This window comes from Klebsiella sp. WP4-W18-ESBL-05 (assembly GCF_014169075.1).
Taxonomy (GTDB): Bacteria; Pseudomonadota; Gammaproteobacteria; order Enterobacterales; family Enterobacteriaceae; genus Kluyvera; species Kluyvera ascorbata_B.
In genome coordinates, this window is sequence record NZ_AP022057.1 from 644,228 (window position 1) to 669,323 (window position 25,096).

21 protein-coding genes are annotated in these 25,096 nt (G+C 56.6%); 5 read left to right on the forward strand and 16 right to left on the reverse strand.

Annotated elements, in window-relative coordinates; all coding sequences use genetic code 11:
* Window positions 1-2 precede the first annotated feature (2 nt).
* The 3 genes from H7R58_RS03165 to H7R58_RS03175 all read left to right on the forward strand — a co-directional run bounded on the left by H7R58_RS03165 (window position 3) and on the right by H7R58_RS03175 (window position 5,162).
* Window positions 3-1,262 carry an efflux RND transporter periplasmic adaptor subunit gene (locus H7R58_RS03165; protein ID WP_182929961.1) on the forward strand — a complete coding sequence of 420 codons (1,260 nt, stop codon included), beginning with the start codon at window positions 3-5 and terminating at the stop codon, window positions 1,260-1,262.
* The gene (locus tag H7R58_RS03170; RefSeq protein ID WP_182929962.1) at window positions 1,255-4,398 is read left to right on the forward strand and encodes a CusA/CzcA family heavy metal efflux RND transporter; all 3,144 of its coding nucleotides are present in this window, start codon (window positions 1,255-1,257) and stop codon (window positions 4,396-4,398) included. The genes H7R58_RS03165 and H7R58_RS03170 overlap by 8 nt, the downstream gene beginning before the upstream one ends.
* A gap of 125 nt (window positions 4,399-4,523) precedes the next feature.
* Window positions 4,524-5,162: an NAD(P)H-binding protein gene (locus tag H7R58_RS03175; protein WP_182929963.1), complete on the forward strand. Its 639-nt coding sequence runs from the start codon at window positions 4,524-4,526 to the stop codon at window positions 5,160-5,162.
* Window positions 5,163-5,184: 22 nt separating this feature from the next.
* On the opposite strand, the gene dolP is transcribed toward H7R58_RS03175, so the two are convergent.
* The 4 genes from dolP to H7R58_RS03195 are packed head-to-tail and all read right to left on the reverse strand — an operon-like array spanning window position 5,185 to window position 8,814.
* A complete protein-coding gene (gene dolP / locus H7R58_RS03180; RefSeq protein ID WP_106927175.1) occupies window positions 5,185-5,760 on the reverse strand; it encodes a division/outer membrane stress-associated lipid-binding lipoprotein in 576 nt (191 codons plus the stop codon).
* Window positions 5,761-5,769: 9 nt separating this feature from the next.
* Window positions 5,770-6,360: a DnaA initiator-associating protein DiaA gene (gene diaA / locus H7R58_RS03185; protein WP_064542037.1), complete on the reverse strand. Its 591-nt coding sequence runs from the start codon at window positions 6,358-6,360 to the stop codon at window positions 5,770-5,772.
* 16 nt (window positions 6,361-6,376) lie between these two features.
* Window positions 6,377-6,766: a YraN family protein gene (locus H7R58_RS03190; RefSeq protein ID WP_106927174.1), complete on the reverse strand. Its 390-nt coding sequence runs from the start codon at window positions 6,764-6,766 to the stop codon at window positions 6,377-6,379.
* A complete protein-coding gene (locus H7R58_RS03195; RefSeq protein WP_182929964.1) occupies window positions 6,724-8,814 on the reverse strand; it encodes a penicillin-binding protein activator in 2,091 nt (696 codons plus the stop codon). Before H7R58_RS03195 ends, H7R58_RS03190 begins: the two co-directional genes overlap by 43 nt.
* 62 nt (window positions 8,815-8,876) lie before the next feature.
* On the opposite strand from H7R58_RS03195, the gene rsmI reads away from it, so the two are divergent.
* Complete coding sequence (gene rsmI / locus H7R58_RS03200; RefSeq protein WP_106927170.1) at window positions 8,877-9,740, forward strand: 16S rRNA (cytidine(1402)-2'-O)-methyltransferase; 864 nt, start codon at window positions 8,877-8,879, stop codon at window positions 9,738-9,740.
* A gap of 65 nt (window positions 9,741-9,805) precedes the next feature.
* On the opposite strand, the gene H7R58_RS03205 is transcribed toward rsmI, so the two are convergent.
* From H7R58_RS03205 to kbaZ, 11 genes are all read right to left on the reverse strand, one after another.
* Window positions 9,806-11,695, reverse strand: a complete 1,890-nt coding sequence (locus tag H7R58_RS03205; RefSeq protein ID WP_182929965.1) for an alpha-galactosidase — start codon at window positions 11,693-11,695, stop codon at window positions 9,806-9,808.
* 14 nt (window positions 11,696-11,709) lie between these two features.
* Window positions 11,710-12,885 carry a MalY/PatB family protein gene (locus H7R58_RS03210; protein WP_182929966.1) on the reverse strand — a complete coding sequence of 392 codons (1,176 nt, stop codon included), beginning with the start codon at window positions 12,883-12,885 and terminating at the stop codon, window positions 11,710-11,712.
* A gap of 11 nt (window positions 12,886-12,896) precedes the next feature.
* On the reverse strand, window positions 12,897-14,468 hold the full coding sequence (gene malX / locus H7R58_RS03215) for a maltose/glucose-specific PTS transporter subunit IIBC (RefSeq protein ID WP_106927164.1): 1,572 nt from the start codon (window positions 14,466-14,468) through the stop codon (window positions 12,897-12,899).
* A gap of 114 nt (window positions 14,469-14,582) precedes the next feature.
* On the reverse strand, window positions 14,583-15,455 hold the full coding sequence (gene kbaY, locus H7R58_RS03220; RefSeq protein ID WP_106927162.1) for a tagatose-bisphosphate aldolase subunit KbaY: 873 nt from the start codon (window positions 15,453-15,455) through the stop codon (window positions 14,583-14,585).
* A 12-nt stretch (window positions 15,456-15,467) separates the two neighbouring features.
* Complete coding sequence (locus H7R58_RS03225; protein ID WP_182929967.1) at window positions 15,468-16,622, reverse strand: AgaS family sugar isomerase; 1,155 nt, start codon at window positions 16,620-16,622, stop codon at window positions 15,468-15,470.
* A gap of 298 nt (window positions 16,623-16,920) precedes the next feature.
* Window positions 16,921-18,054 carry an N-acetylglucosamine-6-phosphate deacetylase gene (nagA, locus tag H7R58_RS03230; protein WP_106927158.1) on the reverse strand — a complete coding sequence of 378 codons (1,134 nt, stop codon included), beginning with the start codon at window positions 18,052-18,054 and terminating at the stop codon, window positions 16,921-16,923.
* On the reverse strand, window positions 18,051-18,485 hold the full coding sequence (agaF, locus tag H7R58_RS03235; protein WP_106927156.1) for a PTS galactosamine/N-acetylgalactosamine transporter subunit IIA: 435 nt from the start codon (window positions 18,483-18,485) through the stop codon (window positions 18,051-18,053). The genes nagA and agaF overlap by 4 nt, the downstream gene beginning before the upstream one ends.
* Window positions 18,486-18,502: 17 nt before the next feature.
* The gene (gene agaE / locus H7R58_RS03240; protein ID WP_182928508.1) at window positions 18,503-19,381 is read right to left on the reverse strand and encodes a PTS N-acetylgalactosamine transporter subunit IID; all 879 of its coding nucleotides are present in this window, start codon (window positions 19,379-19,381) and stop codon (window positions 18,503-18,505) included.
* The gene (gene agaW / locus H7R58_RS03245) at window positions 19,371-20,150 is read right to left on the reverse strand and encodes a PTS N-acetylgalactosamine transporter subunit IIC (protein WP_106927154.1); all 780 of its coding nucleotides are present in this window, start codon (window positions 20,148-20,150) and stop codon (window positions 19,371-19,373) included. The genes agaE and agaW overlap by 11 nt, the downstream gene beginning before the upstream one ends.
* A gap of 10 nt (window positions 20,151-20,160) precedes the next feature.
* Window positions 20,161-20,634 carry a PTS N-acetylgalactosamine transporter subunit IIB gene (agaV, locus tag H7R58_RS03250; protein ID WP_106927152.1) on the reverse strand — a complete coding sequence of 158 codons (474 nt, stop codon included), beginning with the start codon at window positions 20,632-20,634 and terminating at the stop codon, window positions 20,161-20,163.
* Window positions 20,635-20,653: 19 nt separating this feature from the next.
* A complete protein-coding gene (gene kbaZ / locus H7R58_RS03255) occupies window positions 20,654-21,931 on the reverse strand; it encodes a tagatose-bisphosphate aldolase subunit KbaZ (RefSeq protein WP_264988179.1) in 1,278 nt (425 codons plus the stop codon).
* A 269-nt stretch (window positions 21,932-22,200) separates the two neighbouring features.
* Between kbaZ and H7R58_RS03260 the strand changes: the two genes are divergently transcribed.
* Window positions 22,201-23,016: a DeoR family transcriptional regulator gene (locus H7R58_RS03260; protein ID WP_106927148.1), complete on the forward strand. Its 816-nt coding sequence runs from the start codon at window positions 22,201-22,203 to the stop codon at window positions 23,014-23,016.
* A gap of 118 nt (window positions 23,017-23,134) precedes the next feature.
* On the opposite strand, the gene garD is transcribed toward H7R58_RS03260, so the two are convergent.
* The gene (garD, locus tag H7R58_RS03265; protein ID WP_106927146.1) at window positions 23,135-24,706 is read right to left on the reverse strand and encodes a galactarate dehydratase; all 1,572 of its coding nucleotides are present in this window, start codon (window positions 24,704-24,706) and stop codon (window positions 23,135-23,137) included.
* Between the last annotated feature and the right edge of the window lie 390 nt (window positions 24,707-25,096).

The window sequence follows — 25,096 nt, forward strand, 5'->3', positions numbered from 1 at the left end:
CTATGACCAACGCACAATTCAAATACGCCGTGACGATCGTCTGTAGCCTGATAGTCGGCGGAATAGCCCCGGTGATGATGGGCCACCTGTCGACCCCGGCGGAACATGCCCATGCGCAGCCAGCCGAGCGTAAGGTGCTCTACTGGTACGATCCGATGAAGCCGGATGTCCGCTTTGATAAACCGGGTAAGTCGCCGTTCATGGATATGGATCTGGTGGCAAAGTACGCCGACGAGGGCGGTGAGGCCTCCGCGAATGGCGTACGCATCGACCCTACTCAGGTGCACAACTTAGGGCTACGCACCGTGGCGGTCAGCAAGGGGCGGCTGAGCGACAGCCAGACGCTCCCGGCTAACGTCAGCTATAACGAGTACCAGTTTGTGATTGTACAGGCGCGTGCGGAAGGCTTTATCGAAAAGGTTTATCCGCTGACGGTGGGGGATACGGTCCACAAGGGCGCGCCCTTAGTCGAGGTCACTATCCCATCGTGGGTCGAGGCGCAGAGTGAATACCTGCTGCTGGCGAACTCGGGCGGAACGCTAACTCAGCTGGATGGCGTGCTCGAGCGCCTGCGGCTGGCGGGGATGCCGGAGGCAGACATCCAGCGTATGCGTGCCACTCGCCGGGTGCAGACGCGCTTTACGCTCACCGCACCAATTGATGGCGTGCTGACCGCCTTTAGCCTGAAAAGCGGCATGAATATCGCCAAAGACAACGTGGTGGCACAAATCCAGGGCATGGACCCGGTCTGGATCAGCGCCGCCGTACCGGAGTCGATGGCCTGGCAACTGAAGAATGCCGCCCAGTTCCGCATCGCGATCCCTGCTTATCCGGATAAAACTTTCCCTATCCAGACGTGGTCGGTACTGCCGAGCGTCGATCCGACGACGCGTACCGTACAGGTACGTTTGCAGGTCAATAACCGCGATGGGCTGCTTAAGCCCGGCATGAATGCCTCGCTGAAACTGCAAAGCCAAAGCGATGAGATGCTGCTCATCCCCTCGCAGGCGGTGATTGATACCGGTGACGAGCAGCGGGTCATTACCGTTGGCCCGGACGGTGAATTTATCCCGAAGACAATCCAGGTGCTGCACGAATCCCGGCAGCAGACGGGGATTGCCGGTGGTCTGGTCGAGGGGGAGTCGGTGGTCCTCAACGGCCTGTTCCTGATTGACTCTGAAGCGAACATCAGCGGCGCGTTAGACCGTATGCGCCGCGCCGCCGACGCCCACGCCGGGCACTCAGGAGGCGGTAATGATTGAATGGATAATCCGGCGCTCGGTGGCAAACCGTTTCCTGGTCATGATGGGCGTGCTGTTTTTAAGCCTCTGGGGAGGCTGGACCATACTGAATACGCCAGTGGATGCGCTGCCGGACCTCTCGGATGTACAGGTTATCGTTAAAACTAACTATCCAGGGCAGGCGCCGCAGATTGTGGAAAACCAGGTGACTTATCCGCTGACGACCACCATGCTTTCGGTCCCGGGGGCGAAGACTGTCCGCGGCTTCTCGCAGTTTGGGGCCTCTTACGTGTACGTCATCTTTGAAGACGGGATGGATTTGTACTGGGCGCGCTCGCGCGTGCTGGAGTACCTCAACCAGGTGCAGGGGAAACTGCCGCAGGGCGTCAGCTCGGAGATTGGCCCTGATGCGACCGGCGTCGGTTGGATCTTTGAGTACGCGCTGGTGGACAAAAGCGGTAAGCACGATCTGGCCGCGCTGCGATCGTTACAGGACTGGTTCCTGAAGTACGAGCTGAAAACGATCCCTAACGTTGCCGAAGTGGCGTCAATCGGCGGCGTGGTAAAACAGTATCAGGTGCAGGTCGACCCGATGAAGCTCGCCCAATACGGCATCAGCCTCAGCGACGTCAAACAGGCGCTCAGCACGTCTAACCAGGAGGCGGGCGGTTCATCAGTAGAGATTGCCGAAGCCGAATACATGGTACGCGCAACCGGATACCTGAAGAGCCTGGCAGACTTTAACCATATCGTTTTGAAGGCGGGTACCGACGGCGTACCGGTGTATCTGCAGGATGTGGCGCGCGTGCAGATCGGTCCGGAAATGCGTCGTGGTATTGCCGAACTAAACGGTGAAGGCGAAGTGGCGGGCGGCGTTGTCCTGCTGCGTTCGGGCAAGAACGCCCGAGAAGTGATTACGGCGGTGAAAGACAAGCTGGCCGCGCTGCAAAAAAGCCTGCCTGATGGCGTTGAGGTGGTGACCACCTACGACCGTAGCCAGCTGATTGACCGGGCAATTGACAATCTGCGCGGCAAGCTGATTGAGGAATTTATCGTTGTGGCGGTCGTGTGTGCGCTATTCCTCTGGCACGTCCGTTCGGCGCTGGTGGCCATTGTCTCGTTGCCGCTGGGGCTGTGCATTGCCTTTATCGTCATGCACTTCCAGGGGCTGAATGCCAATATCATGTCGCTCGGCGGTATTGCGATTGCGGTTGGGGCGATGGTGGACGCGGCGATCGTGATGATCGAAAACGCCCACAAGCGGCTGGAGCACTGGCAGGAAGCGCATCCCAACGTGCAGATGGATAACGCCACGCGCTGGAAAGAGATTACCGACGCGGCGGTCGAAGTCGGGCCGGCGCTGTTTATCAGCCTGCTGATCATCACTCTGTCGTTTATCCCGATCTTTACCCTCGAAGGGCAGGAGGGGCGGCTGTTTGGCCCGCTGGCGTTTACCAAAACCTACGCCATGGGCGGGGCTGCGGCGCTGGCGATCGTGGTGATCCCTATCCTGATGGGGTTCTGGATCAAAGGCCGGATCCCGGCAGAGTCGCGCAATCCGCTGAACCGCGTGCTGATAGCCTTGTATCATCCGCTGCTGCTGAATGTATTGCGCTGGCCAAAGCTGACGCTGGTGGTCGCGCTGCTGTCGATGTTGACCGTGCTCTGGCCGCTTAGCAAGGTGGGCGGCGAGTTTCTGCCGAAAATTAACGAAGGCGATCTGCTCTACATGCCCTCCACGCTGCCGGGCATTTCTCCGGGCCAGGCGGCGGTGCTGCTACAGCAGACTGATAAGCTGATAAAGACGGTACCGGAGGTGGCATCGGTGTTTGGCAAGTCGGGAAAAGCGGAAACGGCGACCGACTCCGCGCCGCTGGAGATGATTGAAACCACCATCCAGCTCAAGCCGCAGGATCAATGGCGCCCGGGGATGACGCTCGACAAAATCATTGATGAACTGGACGCCACCGTGCGCCTGCCGGGCCTGGCGAACCTGTGGGTGCCACCGATTCGTAACCGTATCGATATGCTCTCTACCGGCATTAAAAGTCCCATTGGTATCAAAGTGTCGGGCACGTCGCTGGCGGATATTGATGACGTGGCGCAGCGTATTGAAACCGTGGCGAAAACCGTGCCCGGGGTCGTCTCTGCGCTGGCAGAGCGGCTGGAAGGTGGGCGCTATATTGATGTGGATATCGACCGGCAGAAAGCGGCCCGTTACGGCATGACCGTTGGCGATGTACAGCTGTTCGTCTCATCGGCGATCGGCGGCACGACGGTGGGGGAGACCGTGGAGGGCGTGGCACGCTACCCGATTAATATTCGTTATCCGCAGGGCTTCCGCGATGGCCCAACGGCGCTGCGCCAGCTGCCGATTCTGACGCCGGCAAAGCAGCAGATTACGCTGGGTGATGTGGCGCAGGTGAAGGTGGTTTCCGGGCCAACGATGCTGAAAACGGAAAATGCGCGTCCCACCAGTTGGATTTACATCGACGCCCGCGGCCGCGATATGGTGTCTGTGGTGCATGACCTGCAAACGGCGATTAGCCAGCAGGTCACCCTCAAACCGGGGACCAGCGTGGCGTTTTCCGGCCAGTTTGAACTGCTGGAGCACGCGAATAAAAAGCTTAAGCTGATGGTGCCGATGACGGTAATGATTATCTTCATTCTGCTCTATCTGGCATTCCGGCGGGTAGAAGAGGCGATGCTGATCCTGATGAGCCTGCCGTTTGCGCTGGTGGGCGGTATCTGGTTCTTGTACTGGCAAGGGTTCCATATGTCGGTAGCGACCGGCACTGGGTTTATCGCCCTGGCTGGGGTGGCGGCAGAGTTTGGCGTGGTGATGTTGATGTATCTGCGCCACGCCGTCGAGGCCGACCCTAAACTGCAGCGCCCGCAAACTTTTACCGAGCAAGGGCTGGACGACGCGTTGTACCATGGGGCGGTGCTGCGCGTGCGGCCAAAGGCGATGACGGTTGCCGTGATTATTGCCGGGTTATTGCCCATACTATGGGGGACAGGCGCAGGATCTGAGGTGATGAGCCGCATCGCCGCGCCGATGATAGGGGGGATGATCACTGCGCCGCTGCTGTCGTTGTTTATCATTCCGGCAGCCTATAAATTGATATGGTTACATCGGCACTGGCGTAGTTTGTAGGCCGGATAAGGCGGTTACGCCGCCATCCGGCAATGTGCACGGTATTGCCTGATGGCGCTGCGCTTATCATGCCTACAAACTACAAACGGTGAACCATTCGATTCCAGGGAAATAGGGAGACCCTCATGCACCACGTCCTCATTACCGGTGCCACCGGCCTTGTTGGTGGGCACTTACTTAACTTACTTCGCCGGGCGTCGCAGGTTGAATCCATCGTCGCACCTACGCGCCATCCGCTGGTGGATGTCTTCGGCATTGAGAATCCGCATCATCCGGATCTCAGCGCCGCGCTGGCGCAGATAGACTCACCGATCGATACCGTCTTTTGCTGTCTTGGCACGACGATACGCGACGCAGGTTCAAAAGCCGCGTTCACCCACGTTGACTACGATCTGGTGCTGGAGACCGCACAAACCGGTTTACGCTTGGGCGCAAAGCAAATGCTGGTGGTGAGCGCGATGGGGGCTAACGCCCATTCACCGTTTTTCTACAATCGCGTGAAGGGTGAAATGGAGTCGGCCTTAATTGAACAAGGCTGGCCGCGATTGACGATTGTGCGTCCTTCGATGCTGCTGGGCGAACGCCGCGCGCCGCGCTTAAACGAGCGCCTGCTGGCACCGTTGTTCAGCCTGCTACCGGGGAACTGGAAATCCATTGCTGCTCAGGATGTGGCGAAAGCGATGCTGAAAATGGCGAAGAATCCGGGGACATCACCGGTAACGATTCTGACGTCACGCCAGCTCAGAGAAACTGCCCGGCAGTGAACCTACCGGGCGAACGTACGGATTACTGAATGTAGGTAAATGCGGTGGTGACGCGCTTCACGCCGCTCACGCGGCTGGCGATGTCAGCCGCTGCTTTCCCTTCGCGGTCGGTCACCAGGCCCATCAGGAACACTTCTCCATTCTCGGTGGTGGCCTTCACGTTGGACGATTTGACCTGATCGCTGGTTAACAGCTGCGAACGTACTTTAGTGGTGATCCAGGTATCGGACGACGAGGTCCCCAGGCTAATCGGCTGGCCCTGGCGCACTTCGTTAAACACCTCGGTCGCGCCATCGACGCCCACCGCAATCTGCTTCGCCCGGGTGGCGAGGCTGAGGTCCGGCGCCTGGCCGGTCAGCAGGACTTTGCCCTGATAAGCCGTCACGTTAATGCGCGCTTCTTTTTTAATCTGCTCGTCTTTTGACAGAGCGCTGTTCACACGAAGCTCCAGCGTGCTGTCATCGACCTGAGTCCCCACCGTTCGCGGGTCAGTTGCGGCTTTGGTCCCCACTGCAGCGGTGCCGACAACGGCGGCTGCAATGCATCCCTGGAGCAGCAGTGCGGAAATAAGGACCGCGAGGGTCGAAATTACCTTCATGTGTTCTCCTTAGTCGTCCTGGTGTGGGAAAAGGGTGTTATCAATTAAATCGCACAGGCAGTTAACCGTGAGCATGTGCATCTCCTGGATGCGCGCGCTGCGATGCGACGGGATGCGAATTTCCACATCCTGCTGGCCCAGCAGGCCCGCCAGCTCGCCGCCGTCGTAGCCGGTCAGGGCCACGATGGTCATATCGCGGGTCACCGCGGCTTCGACCGCTTTCACAATATCGCGACTGTTACCGCGCGTGGAAATCGCCAGCAGAACGTCCCCGGCGTGGCCCAGCGCGCGTACCTGCTTGGCATAAATTTCATCATGCAGACGATCGTTGGCGATTGCCGTTAAGACCACGTTATCAGTATTAAGTGCAATCGCGGGTAAACCGGGACGCTCGGTTTCATAACGGTTAATCATGCAGGCCGCAAAATGCTGTGCGTTGGCCGCGGATGAACCGTTACCACAACAGAGAATTTTGTTGCCGTTCAGCAGCGATTGTACCAGGGTCATCGCTGCTCGGGAGATAGCGTCCGGGAGCGCTTCCGCCGCCGCAATTTGGGTCTGGATGCTTTCAGTGAAGCACACTTTGATTCTTTCGAGCACGATATCCCTTTACATTCTATGAGCTAAAAGCGTTTTGAAACCATTCGATCTCATGGCCCGTGAAGGCTATCACATCGAAACGGCAATCCACAGTGTCAAAACTCCCATTGTGACGTGCAAGCCACAAGCGGGCAGTTTGTAACAGTTTGTTTTGTTTGCTCCGGGTCACGCTTGCGGCTGCGCCGCCGTAGGCACCGGAAGAACGATAACGGACTTCGACGAAAACCGTTACCGCTCCTTCACGCATAATCAGATCGATTTCGCCGCCGCGCTCATGCACGTTGGCGGCGATAAACACCAGTCCCTGGTGTTCCAGCCAGCGACGCGCGCGTTGTTCGGCGGCGTCGCCGGTCTGCCTGGCGGTCAGTTTGCCGGGACGACTTGCCCCTGTTGGTATTTGAGCCATGATAACTTCCTGTTAATCACGCAGTCCTGATTCGCGCTCAGATCGCCGGTGTTGCCGTTCAGTTCAAAGCCCGGTACACCGCGCATCTGAGAGAAATGATTCGCCAGCGCCCAGGCATCGACGCCCATTGCGTACAGGCGCGCCAGCGAGTAGTCGTTGTTGACCGCGCGTAGCGCCTGCTGCATCAGCGCCGGATTGCTGCCGGCCAGCATCGGGATTTCACTGTACTGCAAACCTTCCATTTCCAGACGGAAGTCCGGGCCCGCAGTGCCCTGTGCGCTGCGGGAACTGGCATACAATAGCGCGCCGCTCTGGCTGCCGTTACGCATCGCAATCATTGGCTTGATGAAGGCGATTTCTTCCGGAGTTGCCACAATGTAGGCCGCATCAACTTTACTACTGCCGGTAATCTGCGCATCGGTTGGCGCTGCCGGAATCGTTAAGCCGCCGATGGTTACACCCTGCGCCTGAGAAGCGGCAACCGGCGTACCTGACAGCGAAATACCGGAACCGCCGTTGACGCCGCCGCGCAGCTCAGAGAGCGAACCAAATTTCTGCTGCAGCACGGTACCGCCGCCCAGCTTGTGCCATTCGTCGGCAAAGGCTTTGGTGACGCGATCGCCGAGGGCGTTACGCGGAATCAGCAGCAGCGGCGACTGTTTACCCTGGTCATGGATATGGCGCGCGGCATCGCGGGCCTCATCTTCTGGCGAAAGGGCAAAATAGCACACGTTGGCGCGGCTGGTGACCGACTCCGGCTGGTTAAGCGCCAGCACGTTCAGCGTGGTATTGCTTTTGAGCAGCTCATCAACGTTATTTTTTAACAGCGGGCCGACCACCAGGCTGACGCCGTCCTGCTGCGCCTGCGCCAGAATCTGGTTTAGCGGCTGGGATGAGGTGTCATAGATTTTCAGCTCCGCAGACGGATTGGCCGCTACGCTGGCGACCGGCTGCGGCGATGAGGGGGCAGTAGATGCTGGAACGGGGGCCGGGTTAGTCTGCTCCGCGTCGGCTTGCGGCTGTGCGGCGGCTTCGACCGGGGCTGCGGCGGCAGGTGCCTGAACCGGTGCCTGAGTTTGCGGGCTGGTCAGATCGGTGACTTCCGCCTGTGACGGGCTGACGACCGCGGCGTTAGCCGCCTGGGCAACCTGCTGCGGGACAGCGCTTCCGGTGACCGGCGTCGTACCGTTTTTCGCCGCTTCAAAGCCTTGCTGGATGGTGCGGCCAAAGACCGACGCCTGGCCGCTCAGCGGCAGCAGCAGGGCAATTTTATTGACCGAAGCCGGTTTAAAATTCTGCACGTTAGCCAGCTGCGACGGCAGCACTTTCGCGCCCGGGTTTTGCGGGTAGCGGGTCTGCCAGTCTTTAATACCGGCCTTCAGCATGGTGGGATCGTTGCGATTGTCAAACCACATGCGCTGCAGGTCGAGCCAGCCCTGCAGGTCGTTTTCATCGGCATTGATCACCAGCGCGTTAGCCTGCGGTTGGGTCATTGAGGACAGCGTCTGCCAGGTTGCGTCGCTGTTTTGCTGTTTTTCCTGCTGTGACGCGAGCAACGGGGCCTGTGCAATCAGGGCGCGCAGCAGCGTGAGTGAGGGTTTTCCCTGTTCTGCCGAAATAGTGTCTTGCCAGAATCGCACCTGTAACGCACTGTCGAAATCACTCGCCTTCAGCGGCTGCAGCAGCGCTTTTGCGCCCGCAAAATCCTTCAGCGCCAGCTTAATTTCGACGGCCAGCAGAGACTGCTCCTGACGCTGGGCAGCATTGAGTTCTTTAGGCAACTGATTGTACAGCTCCAGCGCCCGCTGGCTTTTGCCTTCTTTCAGCAGTGCACGAATGGCGAGTAATTGCCAGTTGGTCTTGCTATCATTCGAACTTTGCTGCATCTGCTGCAGGTAAAAGCCGGAATCAGCCTGCGACGCACCCTGAAGCTGGGAGGCACTCTGATCGGAAGCCTGCTGGGTTCCACAGCCTGCGAAAATCAGCGCAGCCAGGATAACCGGCAGACAACGCGCGGCTTTCATACGAGAAAATGTTGAGGGTACCATACTGTATCCAGTGATATTTTTTACGCAATGCTCAATATTAAATCGGCAATACGGACGAAACAATGAAACAACACGAATCGGCGGATAATTCTCAAGGCCAGCTCTTTATTGTACCTACTCCTATCGGAAATTTGGCTGATATTACCCAACGAGCGCTCGAAGTATTGCAAGCTGTTGATTTAATTGCGGCTGAAGACACCCGACACACAGGTTTATTGCTGCAACACTTCGCCATTAACGCCCGTTTGTTTGCGCTGCACGATCATAACGAGCAGCAAAAGGCCGAAACGCTGGTGGCAAAACTGAAAGAAGGGCAAAACATTGCGCTGGTGTCCGACGCGGGCACGCCGCTGATTAACGATCCTGGCTATCATCTGGTGCGTACCTGCCGCGAAGCGGGTATCCGGGTCGTGCCGCTGCCGGGCCCGTGCGCTGCGATCGCCGCGCTGAGCGCCGCCGGTCTGCCATCGGACCGTTTTTGCTATGAAGGTTTCCTGCCTGCCAAGTCAAAAGGCCGTCGCGACGCGCTGAAGGCGATTGAAGACGAGCCGCGCACGCTGATTTTTTATGAATCAACCCACCGTCTGCTCGATAGCCTGGAAGACATGGTGGCGGTGTGGGGCGAAGCGCGCTATGTGGTGCTGGCGCGCGAGCTGACCAAAACCTGGGAAACCATTCACGGCGCGCCGGTTGGCGAACTGCTGGCGTGGGTGAAAGAGGATGAAAATCGCCGCAAAGGTGAGATGGTGCTGATTGTTGAGGGCCATAAAGCTCAGGACGACGAACTGCCTGCCGATGCGCTGCGTACGCTGGCGCTGTTGCAGGCCGAGCTGCCGTTGAAGAAGGCGGCGGCGCTGGCGGCGGAGATCCACGGCGTGAAGAAGAATGCGTTGTATAAGTATGCGCTGGAGCAGCAGGGGGAGTAAGCCCCTGCTGCCGGTTTTGCCGGGTGGCGGTTGCGCTTTACCCGGCGACTCATTGGTGCAGGCCTTTAGTTAACGGGCACCGCCTCAAACACCAGCGTTTCCAGCGGCTGTAACGTAATTACCGTCGCGTTTTTATACTCAACGGGCACGGTTTTGTTACTGCCGTATACCGCTTTCAGCCTAAACTGCGCCGCGTCTCCTGTTGGTATTTCGAAATCTTTCGCTAAATCCAGATAGTAGGTTTGTGGCTTATCCGACGGGTTGCGCAAACCGAGAATGGCCTTGTCTTTGCTCCAGGAGGCCCAGCCGTACACGGCAAGCGCCGTCGGGTCGCCGCCAATCCAGTGGGTATCAACCAGCACGCTGGCGTTTTCCTTCGACCATTTTGCTGCCTTCGCCAGCGTATCCCACTTCACCTTGTTCAGCATGGACGGGGTAATATACAGCTCCTGCAGCTGGGTGCCGGTCGCGAAGTAGCTCCAGACCTGATCGGCAAAATCGCTGTCCGTTTGCACCTTCTCCAGCCCGTAATAGGCATTCGCGGCGCTGACTATCCCGTGGTACATCAGCGAGTTCAGCGGGAACAGTGGGCCTTTACGGACAATGGAGCGGTACGTCTCGGCATCGCGGTAGGTCATCCACTGCTGTACCGGCGTGCCAGGACCATACAGGTTGATGTCATCCCCCTGACGCCAGATTGAATCAGCGTAGAACAGCCAGGACGGGCTGGCGTCGGTGCCGGTGGTCAGGTTGATAAACAGATTCGGGTTTGTGCTGCGCATATTGTGCAGCAGGGCGATTGACGCATCGAAATCTGAGGCGAACGAGCTGCCTTTGATATGTGAACTGGCGTTACCCATCCCGTCGAGCTTAAACGAGGTGATGTGCTCGTTTTTGATAAGCTTGATGATCTGCTCATTGAAGTTTTTAAAGTAGTTCGCTCCCGACAGCGCCAGCTTGCCGTCCACGGTTTCGAACCCATACTCTTTTGCATGCGAAACGCGAACATCGCGCGGTTTGTTGTAGCCGCCCCACGGAGAAAGCCATAGCCCTACGGAGCTGTGCAGGCTGTCGGCTTTCTCCCTGACTTTGCTAAAACCGTTGCTGAATGCCGGGCCAAATAGCCAGCGTCCGGTCAGATCGTCCCAGCCATCGTCCAGCAAGAAAGCGTCTAAGGTCACGCCGCGGCCCGTAATGAACTCCTTGTTCCATTCGTCCATACGCCCCAGCACATCCTGTTCGGTGTAGGGAGTGAAAAAGCCGATATCCATCCAGCTGTTGTAGTGCAGATAAGGCTTGTAGGGCCGTGGACGTACGTCATTAATAAACTGGTTCACGCTGCGGCGCAGCTGACTGGTCTCCGGGAAAGTGCCGAACCAGGTGGTAAAACTGACCGGGGCCTCTGGTTGAATCGGCGTTTTCAGTTCTACGTTGAGATTGGTTGTGGCTTCATAGGCGTAGGTATTGACGATCGGTTTATCCGGCAGGATAAAGAACGAGTCGGCAACGATCGGTGAGCTATTGATTGCGCCATCTACGTAAGGAGCCTGAGACTGCTTTTTGGTTGGGAAGAAGGTGATTTTAGCCACGTCTCGCGGCTGCCCAACGGCGGCAATGGTGTAGCCGATGTTGGCGTATTTTCCCTTCACCAGGTTCAGCTTCACCGTGACGTTAAAATCCGGATGCGTAAAGTCGATGACAATCGCGTTGCCCTGTTTTTCAACGTGCTTGATTTTGAAATCCGCGGTGTGGATTTTGCTCTCATCCGGTAGCGTCAGAAAGAACAACTCCTGCGGCGTGAGCGGATGGTTAGCCCTGTTGTCCTTCACCACGACCGTTGAGTTGGTATCATCGAATGAGAGAGCAATATTGTCGTTATTGAGCGCGTAGTTTGCCGCCACTGCGCCATGAGAAACACAGAGAGCCAGCAGTGAGAGAGTGAGCACCTTTTTCATTGTGGGTAAGATCCTTATTTGTAATTTTTCAGCATTCGGTTAATGGCCTGCTCCAGCCAGTAGCGCTGGGTGCCAAAATTAATCCGCAGGTAGTTTTCGCCGTTTTGTACGTAGTGGCTGCCGTCTTCTATGACTACGCCCGCCTGCTGTGCGAAATGTTGGGTTAGCTGCGTTGCGCTACGGTCATCCGCGCTTACGTCTATCCACGCCAGATACGACGATTCCGGATTCATCATCTTCCACGCCGGGAAGTGGGTCGTAATGGCCTCCGCCAGATAACGGGCGTTGCCTTGCAGATAACCGTTCAGCGCGTCGAGCCATGGCAGACCGTGTTGATAGGCCAGAATAATTCCCCATACCCCGAACATATTGGGCGAGGTAATGGAGTTCTTCTCAAGCTGTTGGCGGAAGCGCTGGCGCAGCGAGCCGTTCGGAATCATGGAGTAGGAGGTTTTCAGCCCGCCCAGATTGAACGCCTTGTTGGGTGACGTGAGCACGATCAGGTTGTCCTGTGCGGCACAGCCAGAGGTGAGGCAACTGACGAATTTGCCATCCAGAATGTGCTCGGCGTGAACCTCATCGACTACCAGAATCGTACCGTAGCGTTGACAGAGATCGGACACCTGACGTATCTCTTCCGCGCGCCAGATCCTGCCGGACGGGTTATGCGGCGAGCAGAAGAACCACAGCGTTGGACGGTGGGTTTTGAGCTGTTCTTCTATCAGATTAAAATCAAGCTGATAGCGGTTGTCCTCCACGCGAAGCGGGTTAGCAAGTACTTGCACGCCCTGGCGCTGTGCCGCCATCGCAAAAGGATCGTAGACCGGCGTGTTCATCATCACGCTGTCACCCGGTTTGCAGAACGCCTGAACCGTGTAGTGCAACGTAGAGACGGTGCCGTAGGTTAGCGTGATCCACGACTTTTCTACCTCAACCTGATGACGTTTACGCTGGAAAGCGATAACCGCGTCGTAGAATTCATCAAAGCACCAGGTATAGCCAAAGGTGCCGTGCTCCACGATGCGCCGGAAGCCGTCAATCACCGCAGGCGGCGAGGTGAAATCCATATCGGCTATCCACAGGGGGATAAAGGACTGCGGGACGTCACCGAAACGTGAGCACACAAAGGCATGGTCCCATTTACGGCACTTATCACTTTGGCGCTCGATGATTTTGTCGAAATCAAACATCACTCCCCCTGTTAAATTAAGGCTTCAATGCCGGTTTTGACGCTCTGTACCTGCGGGCCGATGATCACCTGTACGCTGTGAGCATCAAGCACCACCACCGACAACGCGCCGGCCGCTTTCAGCGCCTGTTGATCGATAAGGCCCATATCTTTCACCACCAGACGCAAGCGGGTAATGCAGTTATCAAGCGACTCAATGTTCTCTTTACCGCCGAGCGCACGCAGGATAAGACCATGATCGTATTTTGATTTTCCACGCGCGCGGGTGTTAGCCTCGACGGCTTGCTGCGCCCCCTGAGCATCCACCTCGCGGCCCGGCGTTTTGATGTCGTGTTTGAGGATGTACCAGCGGAAGACAAAGAAGTAGATGGCAAACCAGGCAATACCGACCGGGAACAGCAGATACCATTTGGTCGACATGCCCTGCATCACGCCGAAAATCAGCAGATCCAGAATGCCGCCATCGGTATTGCCAATGGTCACCCCCAACAGGGCCATTACCATCAGCGCCAGGCCAGACATGACGATATGGAAGGCGTAAAGCGCGGGGGCGATAAACAGGAACAGGAACTCAATCGGCTCTGAAATACCGGTGACGACGGAAACCAGCACGCCGGAAAGCAGCAACCCCTTAATGACTGGCCGATTTTCCGGACGCGCGGTGCGGTAGATGGCGTAAGCCACAGCGGGCAAACCGAAGATAAAGGTCGGCATAAACCCTTGTGACAGAAACGCGGTAACGTGCGGGCTAAACGGCAGGCCGGCTTTAAGCTCTGCGTAGAAGATATTCAGCGCCCCGGCGACCTCATGGCCATTCACCATTTCAATGCCGCCTGCTGGGGTAAAACGCACCATCGCCAGCAGGATGTGGTGCAGACCAAAAGGTTTCAGCAGCAGCACGCCCACGCCGTAGAGGAAGGGGCCGAAAACGCTGGTGCTCTGGATGATATGCCCAATACCCGCGATACCCAGCGCGACGTATTCCCACAGAAGAGGAATGAACAGACCCACCAGCGACAGGGTAAGAGCGGTCATAATCGGCACAAAACGAATGCCGCTAAAGAACGCGAAGGCGTCGTGCAGAACCGTGTCCTGAAAACGTTCGTGCAGAAAATAGGTGATAACCCCAACCACGATGCCGCCCAGTACACCCATCTCCAGGGTTTGAATGCCCAGCACGATCGATTGTCCCACCTGTTTCATGGTGGCGGGGTCGGCAAGCTGGTGGGTAGCCGTCAGGTAATAGTTAATGCTCATATTCATCAGCATGTAGCCAACGAACCCGGCAAAGGCGGCGACCGCCTTGTTGCGGTTGGCAAGCCCCATGGGGATCGCCATGGCAAACATCAGCGGCAGATAGGTAAATGCAAAGCCACCGACCATGGCGATAAAGCCAAAGGTCAACTGCGTAAATTCGCCACCCAGAAAGGGAAAACTCGTAATGGTGGAAGGGCTGGTCACTGAACTACCGATACCCAGCAGCAATCCCATAAAGGCAAGAAGTGAAACCGGGAACATAAAGGTTTTTCCCAGACTTTGGAAAAACTCCCATGATTTTGACTTAAAAGATTTTTTCTGTGTCATGTAGGGACCCTCGGATTTTTAGGATAATGGAAGGCGCTACCCGGTTTAAGGGCGCGCCTTCATATTTGCGAGGCTTATAGTTATTTTGAGATATTGCTGTAATACGCTGTAAGATCAGGCCTCCGCCGGTAGCCGTAACCGATTCGCTGAGCCGCAGACGGCGATTTTGCTTCTGACCACTTCTTTCATGGCGTCCATGCCAACCCGCATGTAAAAGCGCGGGTCATTGCCCTGCGGATTTTCAGCAAACCAGGCTTTGACGGCGTCAGAGAAGGCGATCTTCAACTCGGTTGCGACGTTGACTTTGCAGATGCCCAGCTCGATGGTGCGGCGAACATATTCATCCGGCACATCACTTGCGCCATGCAGCACCAGCGGCACCGTCACCACTTCCCGGATTTCTGCCAGCCGCTGGAAGTCGATTTTTGGTCGTTTGGTATAGAGGCCATGTGCCGTGCCGATAGCCACGGCAAGGCTGTCAACACCGGTCAACTCAACAAAGCGTTTCGCCTCCTGCGGGTCGGTGAGAAAGGCGCTTTCCGCGTCGACGCTCATGTCGTCTTCTACCCCGCCCAGACGGCCCAGTTCGGCCTCAACGCTGCAATCGTTGAGGTGGCAGAAGTCAACCACCGATTTCACCAGCTTCACGTTTTGTTCAAACGGATAGTGGCTGCCATCGATCATCGCGCTGCGTACACCGGCATGAACCTTACGGCGAATGTCATCCAACGATTCGTGATGATCGAGATGCAGCGCCAGCGGCATGTCGTAAGTGAGCGAATACGCGCTGCACAGGGCGTAGATCTCTTCCAGGGCAATGTGTTTGAACGTGCCGGGAGTCCCCGCGAGGATCACGGGCGAGCGCATTTCGCTGCACACCTCGAGGATCGCCTGGATCGTTTCGGCGTTGTGGATGTTAAACGCCGGCACGGCGTAGCCGTTGGCCTGCGCATCCTGCAGAAGGTATTTCGTTGAGATAATGCTCATATGGAGATCCTCTTAAGCCTGCCACGGATGAATAATCACGCCTTGCACAACACGATTGACCGTGCCGCTGGCAGAGGGGGTATCTGGGGTATTGCCAACACGAATCGACTGAGTCAGCGCAAAGATCTGGGCGTACATCAGGAAGCAGAACGCCTGTTCCATGTCGATAAACGAACGGGAAGGAGGCAGCAGAATATGCGGGCCAGCTTCGATGATGGCATCCGTTTCCGCGGCAATCGCGACCACGCGCATTGCCTGACGATCGCGGCGCAGTTCCGCCAGCAGATCCAGGTCGTACTGGCGCGTGTAAGAGTGGCTGGAGATGAACACCACGATAAGCGTTTCGTTATCGACCAGCGATTTTGGTCCGTGGCGGAAACCGGTTGGCGAGTCGTAGAAGGCCGCCAGTTTGCCGGCGGTTAGCTCCAGCACCTTCAGCGCAGACTCACGCGCGATACCTTGTAATCCGCCGCTGCCCAGATAGACGACGCGTTTCCAGGCGCCGTCGCCAAAGACACCCAGGCTAAAATCACCGAGTGAGTCGAGGATCGCCTGGCTGCGATCGGCCACGTCCCGGAAGGTCTGGCTGTTAATGATCTCCGGCGCGAATACCGCCAGACAGCTTGCCATCATGGTGGTGATGCTGCTGGTCATGGCAAAGCCGCGATCGTGCGTTTCGGCCGGCATCAGCAGGGCGAAAGCGTTATCGCTGTCGACCAGATTTTGGTACAGGCTGCCCGCTTCGTTACAGGTAATTGACAGGTGGTAGCACTCAGGAACGAACTGGTTGGCCAGCTCAACGGCAGCCACGCTCTCCGGGCTGTTGCCCGAGCGGGCAAATGAAACCAGCAGCAGCGGATGTGCCGGGTTCAGATAGTCCATTGGATTGGTGACGAGATCGGTGGTGGGTACGGCGTTGATATTTTTCCCCGTCTGGTGGCAAAGCCAGGGGGCAATCGTCTCGCCGATAAAGGCCGACGTTCCGGCGCCCGTCAGGACGATCCGCAGGTTTGGTTTGCGCAGCAGCGGCGCAAGAAAACCGTCGATCGCCGAGCGGTTTGCATCAATATTTTTGAGTGAGCGGATCCAGCTAGCGGGCTGTTGGCGGATCTCTTTTTCGGTCCAGGTGCCGGTGGTCGCGGCAGCGGGGGTATAGGTTTCTGGCATAACGTAGGTCCTTAGTCTTGTTAATTCCACATCAGACGCTGGCAAAAGCTGTTATCTTTCGTTTTGTTTCACTTGTTAACTTTAGCGGTTGATTAAAATCTATAGAAAAGAAATCGAAAGGTCAATGGCGTGCGTCGAAATAAAACGAAAACTGTGATCGCAAAACGAAAGATGTATTTATATATTTGATATATAACGATTAATATAGATTTTCGCTGAATAGCGCTGTTACTGGTAGAAAGGAAAAGAAAGGCCTTGCGCGGATAAAGCGAAGGCCTGGCAGGAAAAAACGAAAGGATTAATGGGTATAAGGCTGGCCCTGGATCCAGAGATGCTGCAGATGCAGGCCGCCGTCGAGCGCAATGATGTTGGCGCGCTTGCCTGGTTTGAGCGACCCCAACTGACTATCGATACCGAGCAGGCGAGCCGGATGCAGCGAAGCCATGTGGATCGCGTCTTCCGCCGTCATTCCCGCGAGTTCGACCATATGACGTACGGCAGCGTCAACCGACAGGGTACTTCCGGCCAGGCCACCCGAGGCGGTGCGTACGATCCCGCCGCGCATGTCGACCTGTTCACCGCAGAGCGTGTAGCGGCCGTCGGGCATTCCGGCCGCCTGCATGGCATCGGTAATCAGCACAATTCTCTCTTTTGCGCAGATGCCGCAGAGCCGCATCGCCGCTGGATGGACATGATGGCCGTCGGCGATGAGCTCAAGCCATGCGCGCGGATCGGTGAGCCCCGCGCCCACCATTCCCGGTTCGCGATGATGCAGCCCGGTCATGCCGTTGTAGCAGTGCACTAACCCGTCCGCCCCTGCGTCAAACGCGGCGCGGGTTTGCGCCCAGGTTGCCGCGCTATGCCCTAACATAACCCGCACGCCCTGCTGTTTGAGATGCTGGATAGCCCGCAGCGCACCGGGTTTTTCCGGCGCTAACGCCACCACGCGAAGGGTATGTCGGGATACGGCTATCAACGTATCCAGTTCATCCGCGTCCAGCTCGCGAAATAGCTCGGGGGGATGGGCGCCTTTGTTCTGTGGCGTAAAGTAAGGCCCTTCCAGATAGCTCCCCAGTACCTGGGCGCCCGGCCCGCCTGAATGATAGCGCTCGGCAATGCGCGCCAGCGTCCGGTGAATCGACGCCAGCGGCGCAGTCACCGTCGTGGGCAGCCAGGCGGCGACGCCCTCTTGCGCCTTATGGTGGGCGAGTTTATCCAGCGTACCTGGCGCATCGTCCATCACATCAACGCCCGCGCCGCCGTGAACGTGAACATCGATATACGCGGGGCAAAGCAGCTCAGCATCACGCCAGACAATACCCGCCGGTATCGGTTCTATTGCGGCGATCGTGCCCGCTTCAATACGCAACTGACAATCATCCTGCCAACCGTACTCCGTTAACAGGCGGCGAGCGCGGAGAATTTGCGTCATATGCCTTCCTCTACGGGAGACGCCTCGCGACAGCGTCCCAGCTCGTCGACCAGGCTGGTTAAGCCGCGATGCCCGCACTCCAGCGCCTGTAGTCGGAAGGCCTCGCCGCTTAATCCATCGCGGTCCAGCACCATTTCCAGCAGCAACTGGAGGTTGGTGCCGGCGATCACTTCGCGCCCGGCCTTTTGCATTGCCAGGGTTGATGCCACGCGAAATGGCGTGCCGCCGAGCAGGTCGGTCAGAAACACGATATCTTCTTCAGCATCCAGCGTAGCCACCGCCTGTTCCAGCTGTTCGGTAAGCCGCGCGGTGGTTGAGGTTTCCGGAAAATCAATCGCGATAAACTGCGTTTGCTCACCGAGGATCTGCCGCATGGCTTTTTCCATTCCGCTGGCGAAGCCGCCGTGACCGGTCAAAATAATACCTAACATCGAGGACCTCTTTTGCTTTACAGGAAGTGGCAGAATTTACCGACGACGCCCAGCACCACGGTGATGGCGATCAGGCGCAGCGGGCTCCAGCCGCGGCGTACCAGCCAGAACATCGTCAGGGTGTAGACCAGCGGTAAAAAGGCGGGCATGAGCTTGTCGATAACGTCGGCCTGCAGTTTGACGACCGCATCGCCGGCTTTAATTTCGAGCGTGGTGTTCAGGCGAACGTAGGTTGCCACCAGTGCACCAATCACCGTCATCCCGACGATAGAGGCGGCGTGGCCGACTTTTTTGGTGTTGGCCTTGATAAGCGGAATCGCCGCCACGCCCATTCGGTAGGCATAGTGAGCCAGGCCGAAGCGCAGGCCGAGATGCACCACGTTAAACAGCACGATAAACACCACGGCGCCAAGAATGGATCCCTGTAACGCGAGGCTGGCGCCAATCCCGCCGCAAATAGGCAGCAGCGTTAACCAGAACATGGCATCGCCAATCCCGCCCAGCGGCGCGCCGACGGCAATTTTGGTGCTTTGAATACTGTTAACGTCCTGTTTGGAGCGCTCCATCGCCAGAATGATGCCGATGACAAAGGTCACCAGGAAAGGGTGGGTGTTGAAGAATCCCATGTGGCCTTTCATGGCTCTCGCCAGATCGCGCTTGTTGGTATGAATTTTTTTCAGCGCAGGCAGCAGACCGTAAAGCCAGCCGGAGGCCTGCATACGTTCATAGTTAAAGGACGCCTGTAGCAGCATGGAACGCCAGGCGACGCGGTTGATATCTTTTTTGGTCAGCTCAGCGCCAATGGTTTGATCTTCATAAATGTTTTCGTTTACGCCGGTCAGCAGCGTTTCTTCATTCTCGGAAACATTCGGCAGAGTCTGTTGATTAGATGCCATCTTCGAATTCCTCTTTCTGTGCCGCAGGTTGGGTCGGTTCAGGGGATTTACGCAGCAGGTCAATCAGCGCCATCGCCAGCGCCGCAGCGGCGATAGCCAGCACGGGAAGCTTGAGCCAGGCCGCGGCAACGAAACCGATAATGAAGTACGGAATGTAGACGTTTTTCATCATGATTTTCAGCAGGACGGCAAAGCCGATGGCTGGCATGATGCCGCCCGCGACGCCCAGGCCGTCAATCAGGCGTTCCGGCAGCACGTCAATGGCGGTTTTGGCGTGTTCAGCCCCGAAGTAAATCGGTAAAAAAGCGCACAGGAAGTAGAACGTGCCTAACGCCAGCAGCGCCAGATAGTTAACCCGTTCAATACCGTCGGTGTCGGCGTTTGCCGCCATACGGTCGCAGCGAGACATCACGCCGGACATGACCGAGAACAGGAAAGTAATCCCCATCTGTACCGCTACGGCGAACGGTACCGCGACCCCGACGGCGACGTCAGGTTTCACGCCGGTAGTGATGGCGAACGTGGTACCGACGATGGTGCCGATAATCACGTTTGGCGGCTGAGCGCCCGCCAGCGGGGCCAGGCCCATCCACACCAACTCCAGCGTACCGCCGGTTAAAATACCGGTATGCAGATCGCCGAGGATCAGGCCGACCAGCGGCCCAAGCACCACCGGGCGGTGCATGTGGGTTAAGCCGTTGAACATATCCAGACCCGCAATAAAGGCAAGAATGCCTAATGCAAAAGCCTGCAACAGACTAATTTCCATTGTGAATCCCTCAAAGTAGTTTAAAGAGATCCAAAGCAGGTTCTGTGGGCACGCCCTGAACGAAACATTCCACGCCGGCAGCCTTCAGGCCGTTGAACGCGTGGACATCGTTGGCATCGACAGAAACCGTTTTGGCAATTTGTGTTTTTCCTTCGGCGTAGTGCATGTTGCCTACGTTGATGCGCGTGATGGGGACACCGCCCTCAACCAGCGTAAGGAAATCTCCCGGCGTTCTGCACACCAGTAAAATTTTCTGCCGGTCGGCGGCGCGGTGGATGTTGTCGATCGTTTTTTGCAGCGACCAGAAGCGCACGGCGATCCCTTCAGCCAGCACCATTTCCATCAGGTTCTGTTGAACGGTGTCTTCTGCGACTTCATCGTTGGCGACCAGCACCAGATTTGCCCCCGCAAATCCTACCCACTGCACGCCAACCTGGCCGTGGATCAGGCGTTCATCTATGCGGCTTAATACAATATTTGGCATCGCGTTTTCCTCTTTGTTGTTATCCGTTATGGGGGGTAACGCCCTGACAGGCGGCATGGTACTGCTGCAGTATGTCCTGAATGTGGCTGATGATGAGTTCTCGCGGCGTTGCGTTGAGATCTCCCTCGCGGACTTTGACGTACTGCAACGGTAAATACTGGCTGATGAGCGGTAGCGGAATAGGTTCGTCCGCCAGATTGCGCACCAGCCGCGCGAAGGCATCATCAATTTGCCCATCAGGCCAGTAGTAGCGCACGCGGTCGGAATAGCTATAGCCGCGCGCCAGTCGCCGCGCGTTGCCGTCACCGTGATAATGGCTCTGCCAGTATTCCGGGCGATCGAGCATGACGCTCTCCAGAACGTTACGCAGGCCAGAACAGGCTTTAGCGGGCAGCAGTTCTTCTTCGATCGCCGCCAGTGAAAACAGCGCTTCGCGCAGGGCGAAGGTCAGCGCCGGACCCACTTTCAGGATGGCGAAGTGATCGACCACCAGCTGGCGCAGCGATTGTGGCGTCTGGTAATCGGTGGAATGCGCCTCGAACACCAGCGTGTCATAGGCTTCCACCATCTTGCTCAGCGCGACGGCTTTTTGCGGTTGATAATCAATGATATGGGTATGATCGAATTCGACGCCGGGCTGTACAACCAGCGCAATAATGCGTGGCCACACGGCGTTCAGCCCCTGCTTTTCAAACGCGTGGCGATGGGCTTCCAGCGTGGCCCGTGCTGCTTCAGGCGTGGTGACCGCCAGTTCGGTTAAGGTTTCATGGGCGCCGCCGGGTACCGGCACCTCGGTCCCGATCACGTAGACCAGATCCGATTCGCCAAACAGCGCGGCGTGGGTTTCTTCGGCGATTTTTGCCAGACGCGCGGCGCGTTCGGCGACGATCTCGTCGGTGAGTGGAACCGGATCGCCCTGACAGGACATGCTGCAATCGAGGTGGATCTTTTTAAATCCAGCGGACACATAGCTTTTGATCAGATCGTCAGCGTGAGCCATCGCGATCTCTGCTGGCAGATCCTGCCAACGGTTGGGACCGAGATGATCGCCGCCGAGGATCAGCTGCGTTTGGGGAAAATGCAGCGCGTCGGCCAGCCCGCAGACAAAGCCGCGAAAATCGGCTGGCGTCATGCCGGTGTAGCCGCCAAACTGGTCAACCTGGTTTGAGGTTGCTTCGATCAGCAGCGGCGCCTGGTTGGCGTGGGCGTAGCGTATGGCAGATTCCAGTACCAGTGGATGCGCGGAACAAACGGCATAAATCCCGTTTGCCTTCCCCCGTTTATGCTGTTCCACCATGTTAGTCAGATGTTTCACTTTCCTCTCCAGGTCAGATGATGGTGACATCGTTCTTTCGTTTTGTTTCATTTGATACTGCATCATGGTGTGTTAAAAATAAAACGAAAGATAATAGTTTTCCGATCTGTTTCACAAAAGAAACATAATGAAAGGTTTGTGATCGGTGTTGCGGCCATTCTTTCGGCTTTTTAAGGCTTGCATTCCGATAAAAGAAAGGCGTTAATAAGCCAAACGAAATGAAACGAAAGAAATTGATCAAAGGATTACTTATGAGCAACACCGACTCTTCTGCGGATAAGCGGGTGCCTGGAACCAGCGAAAGGCGTGAGCAGATCATCCAGCGGTTGCGACAGCAGGGAAGCGTGCAGGTCAACGATCTTTCCGTGCTGTTTGGCGTTTCGACCGTGACGATCCGCAACGATCTGGCCTTTCTTGAAAAGCAGGGTATTGCCGTGCGGGCCTACGGCGGTGCGCTGATTTGCGACGGTAATACGCCGGGCGCAGAACCCTCCGTTGAAGATAAAAGTTCGCTGAATACGGCGGTGAAACGGCGTATCGCCAGGGCCGCCGTTGAGTTTATTAAGCCGGGGCATCGGGTGATTCTGGATTCGGGCACTACAACCTATGAAATCGCGCGGCTGATGCGTCATCACAGCGATGTGATTGCTATGACTAACGGTATGAATGTCGCCAATGCGTTGCTGGAAGCAGAAGGCGTTGAGCTGTTGATGACCGGTGGGCATCTGCGCCGCCAATCGCAGTCGTTCTATGGCGATCAGGCTGAGCAATCGCTGCAAAACTACCACTTTGACATGCTGTTTCTCGGCGTTGATGCTATCGATCTGGAGCGTGGAATCAGCACGCATAATGAAGATGAAGCGCGGCTGAACCGGCGCATGAGCGAAGTGGCTGAGAAGATCATCGTGGTGACCGACTCCAGCAAATTTAATCGCTCAAGCCTGCATAAGATTATTGATATGCAGCGTGTGGATATGATCATCGTGGATGAGGGGATCCCGCAGGAGAGCCTCGACGGATTACGTAAGAGCGGTATCGACGTGATTCTGGTGGCGCTGTCGGAATAAAAAAGGGGCGCCCTGGCGTAATGCTGGTCCGTTAAGGCGTTGAAGTCAGGAGCAGGAACGGTAGGCCGGATGTCGCTTTGCTTATCCGGCCTACGTATTTTCGATTGGCCGTCTGCCGTCAGGTTACCGGCGCCGGGTTGAACACCGCCAGCTGGTTGTGCAGCCCCCATTGATCCGAGAAGGTTTTTTTACGCCCGCTGGCCACATCGAGAATAAAGTGGAATAGCTTCGTCCCCACCTCTTCAATGGTCTCTTCGCCGGTGGCGATGGTGCCCGCGTTAATATCCATTAGGTCATACCAGCGGTTCGCCAGCGCGGTGCGGGTGGCCATCTTGATGACCGGTACCGCAACCAGGCCGTACGGCGTACCGCGCCCGGTAGTAAACACCTGTACGGTGATGCCGGAAGCAACCTGTTGAGTGCCGCAAACGAAATCGCTGGCCGGCGTCGCGGCGTAAATCAGGCCGCGCTTGGTCGGACGTTGGCCCGGTGACAGCACTTCGACGATGGCGCTTTTGCCAGACTTGGCGATTGAGCCCAGCGCTTTTTCCACTACGTTGGCAAGGCCGCCTTTCTTGTTGCCTGGAGATGGGTTGGCGCTGCGATCGGTTTGCCCCATGTTGAGGTAGTTATCATACCAGGCCATCTCTTCAAGCAGACGTTTGCCCACCTCTTCATTCACCGCGCGTGGCGTTAACAGATGGATGGCATCGCGCACTTCGGTGACTTCAGAGAACATAACCGTGGCGCCGCAGCGCACTAGCAGATCGGAAGCGTAGCCGACCGCCGGGTTGGCGGTCACGCCGGAGAACGCATCGCTGCCGCCGCACTGCATGCCAACCACCAGCTCGGAAGCTGGGCAGGTTTCGCGCTGACGTTGGTTGAGCTTTTGCAGGTGGCGTTCGGCAACCTGTAAGATATCGTCGACCATCGATTGAAAGCCGACGTGCTGCTCATCCTGCAGGCGCACGATGCTGGCGCTGTCGACCGCGATGCTTTGTACATCCTCCGTGCCTTCGAGCAGGCGTTCTGGCTGTAGCTTTTCACAGCCCAGTCCCACGACCATCACTTCACCGCCAAAGTTGGGGTTTAGCGCGAGGTTATGGATGGTGCGAATGGGGACCACCGCCGCCGGTGCGTTAATTGCCACGCCGCAGCCGTACAGGTGGTTCAGACCAACCACGCCATCGACGTTGGGGTATTTTGCCAGCAGATCGCGCTCAATGATTTTCACCACATAGTCCACCACGCCCGCTACGCAGTGTACGCTGGTGGTAATGCCCAGCAGGTTTTTGGTGCCGACGCTGCCGTCGGCGTTGCGATAACCTTCGAAGGTATAGCCTTCGAGCGGCGGCAGCGGCTCCGGGACTTTGGTCGCCAGCGGCAAGGTGTTGAGTGGCGGCGCTTCCGGTAGCACAACCGTGGATTCGTCAATCCAGCTACCTTTAGCAATATCGCGCACCGCGTAACCGATGACTTCGCCGTAGCGGATGATTTCACCGTTCTGAGGAATATCCACCAGCGCAACTTTATGCCCCTGGGGAATATGTTCAATTAATTCCAGACCGTCAGGAAAACGCGTTCCTGCTTTTAATCCGTTATCGTTAACAACGATCGCGACATTATCTGTTTCATGTACTTTTATATAAAAAGCCGTCGGCGATTCTTGTCTGATTTCAATGTTAGCCATTGTCCAGCATTCTCCAGCCAGGGGGTAAAAGAATTAGGGTTATTTATGGTTTGTTTCTGGTAATGGAAAATAAAATACCCATTGCTACATGAAATAAAGAATGTCAGGAGTTGAACCATAAAAATGTGATGAAGATCACCTATCGCCTTCATGCCGCGGGAGACAAGGGAGTCAATGGCTGAAATTGTGCATCAGCGCCCAGTGCTGTGTGCATATGGTCAATAAAATTAATTTATTGCGCGTTTAAATTGGTGATTTGCACAATGTGCGAGCGAGATATCCTGATTATACTGAACCTCGAATTCATGGCGTCTGATTTTTTATTACGAGATTCATTGGTAATTAAATAATCAGCGAAATTCGCTTTAATAAAAACAATAAAATTAAAGC

Excerpts from the sequence above, each read along its gene's own strand:
- H7R58_RS03165 (WP_182929961.1), top strand. The coding sequence starts at position 3 with ATGACCAACGCACAATTCAAATACGCCGTGACGATCGTCTGTAGCCTG.
- H7R58_RS03170 (WP_182929962.1), top strand. The coding sequence starts at position 1,255 with ATGATTGAATGGATAATCCGGCGCTCGGTGGCAAACCGTTTCCTGGTC.
- H7R58_RS03175 (WP_182929963.1), top strand. The coding sequence starts at position 4,524 with ATGCACCACGTCCTCATTACCGGTGCCACCGGCCTTGTTGGTGGGCAC.
- dolP (WP_106927175.1), bottom strand. The coding sequence starts at position 5,760 with ATGAAGGTAATTTCGACCCTCGCGGTCCTTATTTCCGCACTGCTGCTC.
- H7R58_RS03190 (WP_106927174.1), bottom strand. The coding sequence starts at position 6,766 with ATGGCTCAAATACCAACAGGGGCAAGTCGTCCCGGCAAACTGACCGCC.
- H7R58_RS03195 (WP_182929964.1), bottom strand. The coding sequence starts at position 8,814 with ATGGTACCCTCAACATTTTCTCGTATGAAAGCCGCGCGTTGTCTGCCG.
- rsmI (WP_106927170.1), top strand. The coding sequence starts at position 8,877 with ATGAAACAACACGAATCGGCGGATAATTCTCAAGGCCAGCTCTTTATT.
- H7R58_RS03205 (WP_182929965.1), bottom strand. The coding sequence starts at position 11,695 with ATGAAAAAGGTGCTCACTCTCTCACTGCTGGCTCTCTGTGTTTCTCAT.
- H7R58_RS03210 (WP_182929966.1), bottom strand. The coding sequence starts at position 12,885 with ATGTTTGATTTCGACAAAATCATCGAGCGCCAAAGTGATAAGTGCCGT.
- malX (WP_106927164.1), bottom strand. The coding sequence starts at position 14,468 with ATGACACAGAAAAAATCTTTTAAGTCAAAATCATGGGAGTTTTTCCAA.
- kbaY (WP_106927162.1), bottom strand. The coding sequence starts at position 15,455 with ATGAGCATTATCTCAACGAAATACCTTCTGCAGGATGCGCAGGCCAAC.
- H7R58_RS03225 (WP_182929967.1), bottom strand. The coding sequence starts at position 16,622 with ATGCCAGAAACCTATACCCCCGCTGCCGCGACCACCGGCACCTGGACC.
- nagA (WP_106927158.1), bottom strand. The coding sequence starts at position 18,054 with ATGACGCAAATTCTCCGCGCTCGCCGCCTGTTAACGGAGTACGGTTGG.
- agaF (WP_106927156.1), bottom strand. The coding sequence starts at position 18,485 with ATGTTAGGTATTATTTTGACCGGTCACGGCGGCTTCGCCAGCGGAATG.
- agaE (WP_182928508.1), bottom strand. The coding sequence starts at position 19,381 with ATGGCATCTAATCAACAGACTCTGCCGAATGTTTCCGAGAATGAAGAA.
- agaW (WP_106927154.1), bottom strand. The coding sequence starts at position 20,150 with ATGGAAATTAGTCTGTTGCAGGCTTTTGCATTAGGCATTCTTGCCTTT.
- agaV (WP_106927152.1), bottom strand. The coding sequence starts at position 20,634 with ATGCCAAATATTGTATTAAGCCGCATAGATGAACGCCTGATCCACGGC.
- kbaZ (WP_264988179.1), bottom strand. The coding sequence starts at position 21,931 with ATGGTGGAACAGCATAAACGGGGGAAGGCAAACGGGATTTATGCCGTT.
- H7R58_RS03260 (WP_106927148.1), top strand. The coding sequence starts at position 22,201 with ATGAGCAACACCGACTCTTCTGCGGATAAGCGGGTGCCTGGAACCAGC.
- garD (WP_106927146.1), bottom strand. The coding sequence starts at position 24,706 with ATGGCTAACATTGAAATCAGACAAGAATCGCCGACGGCTTTTTATATA.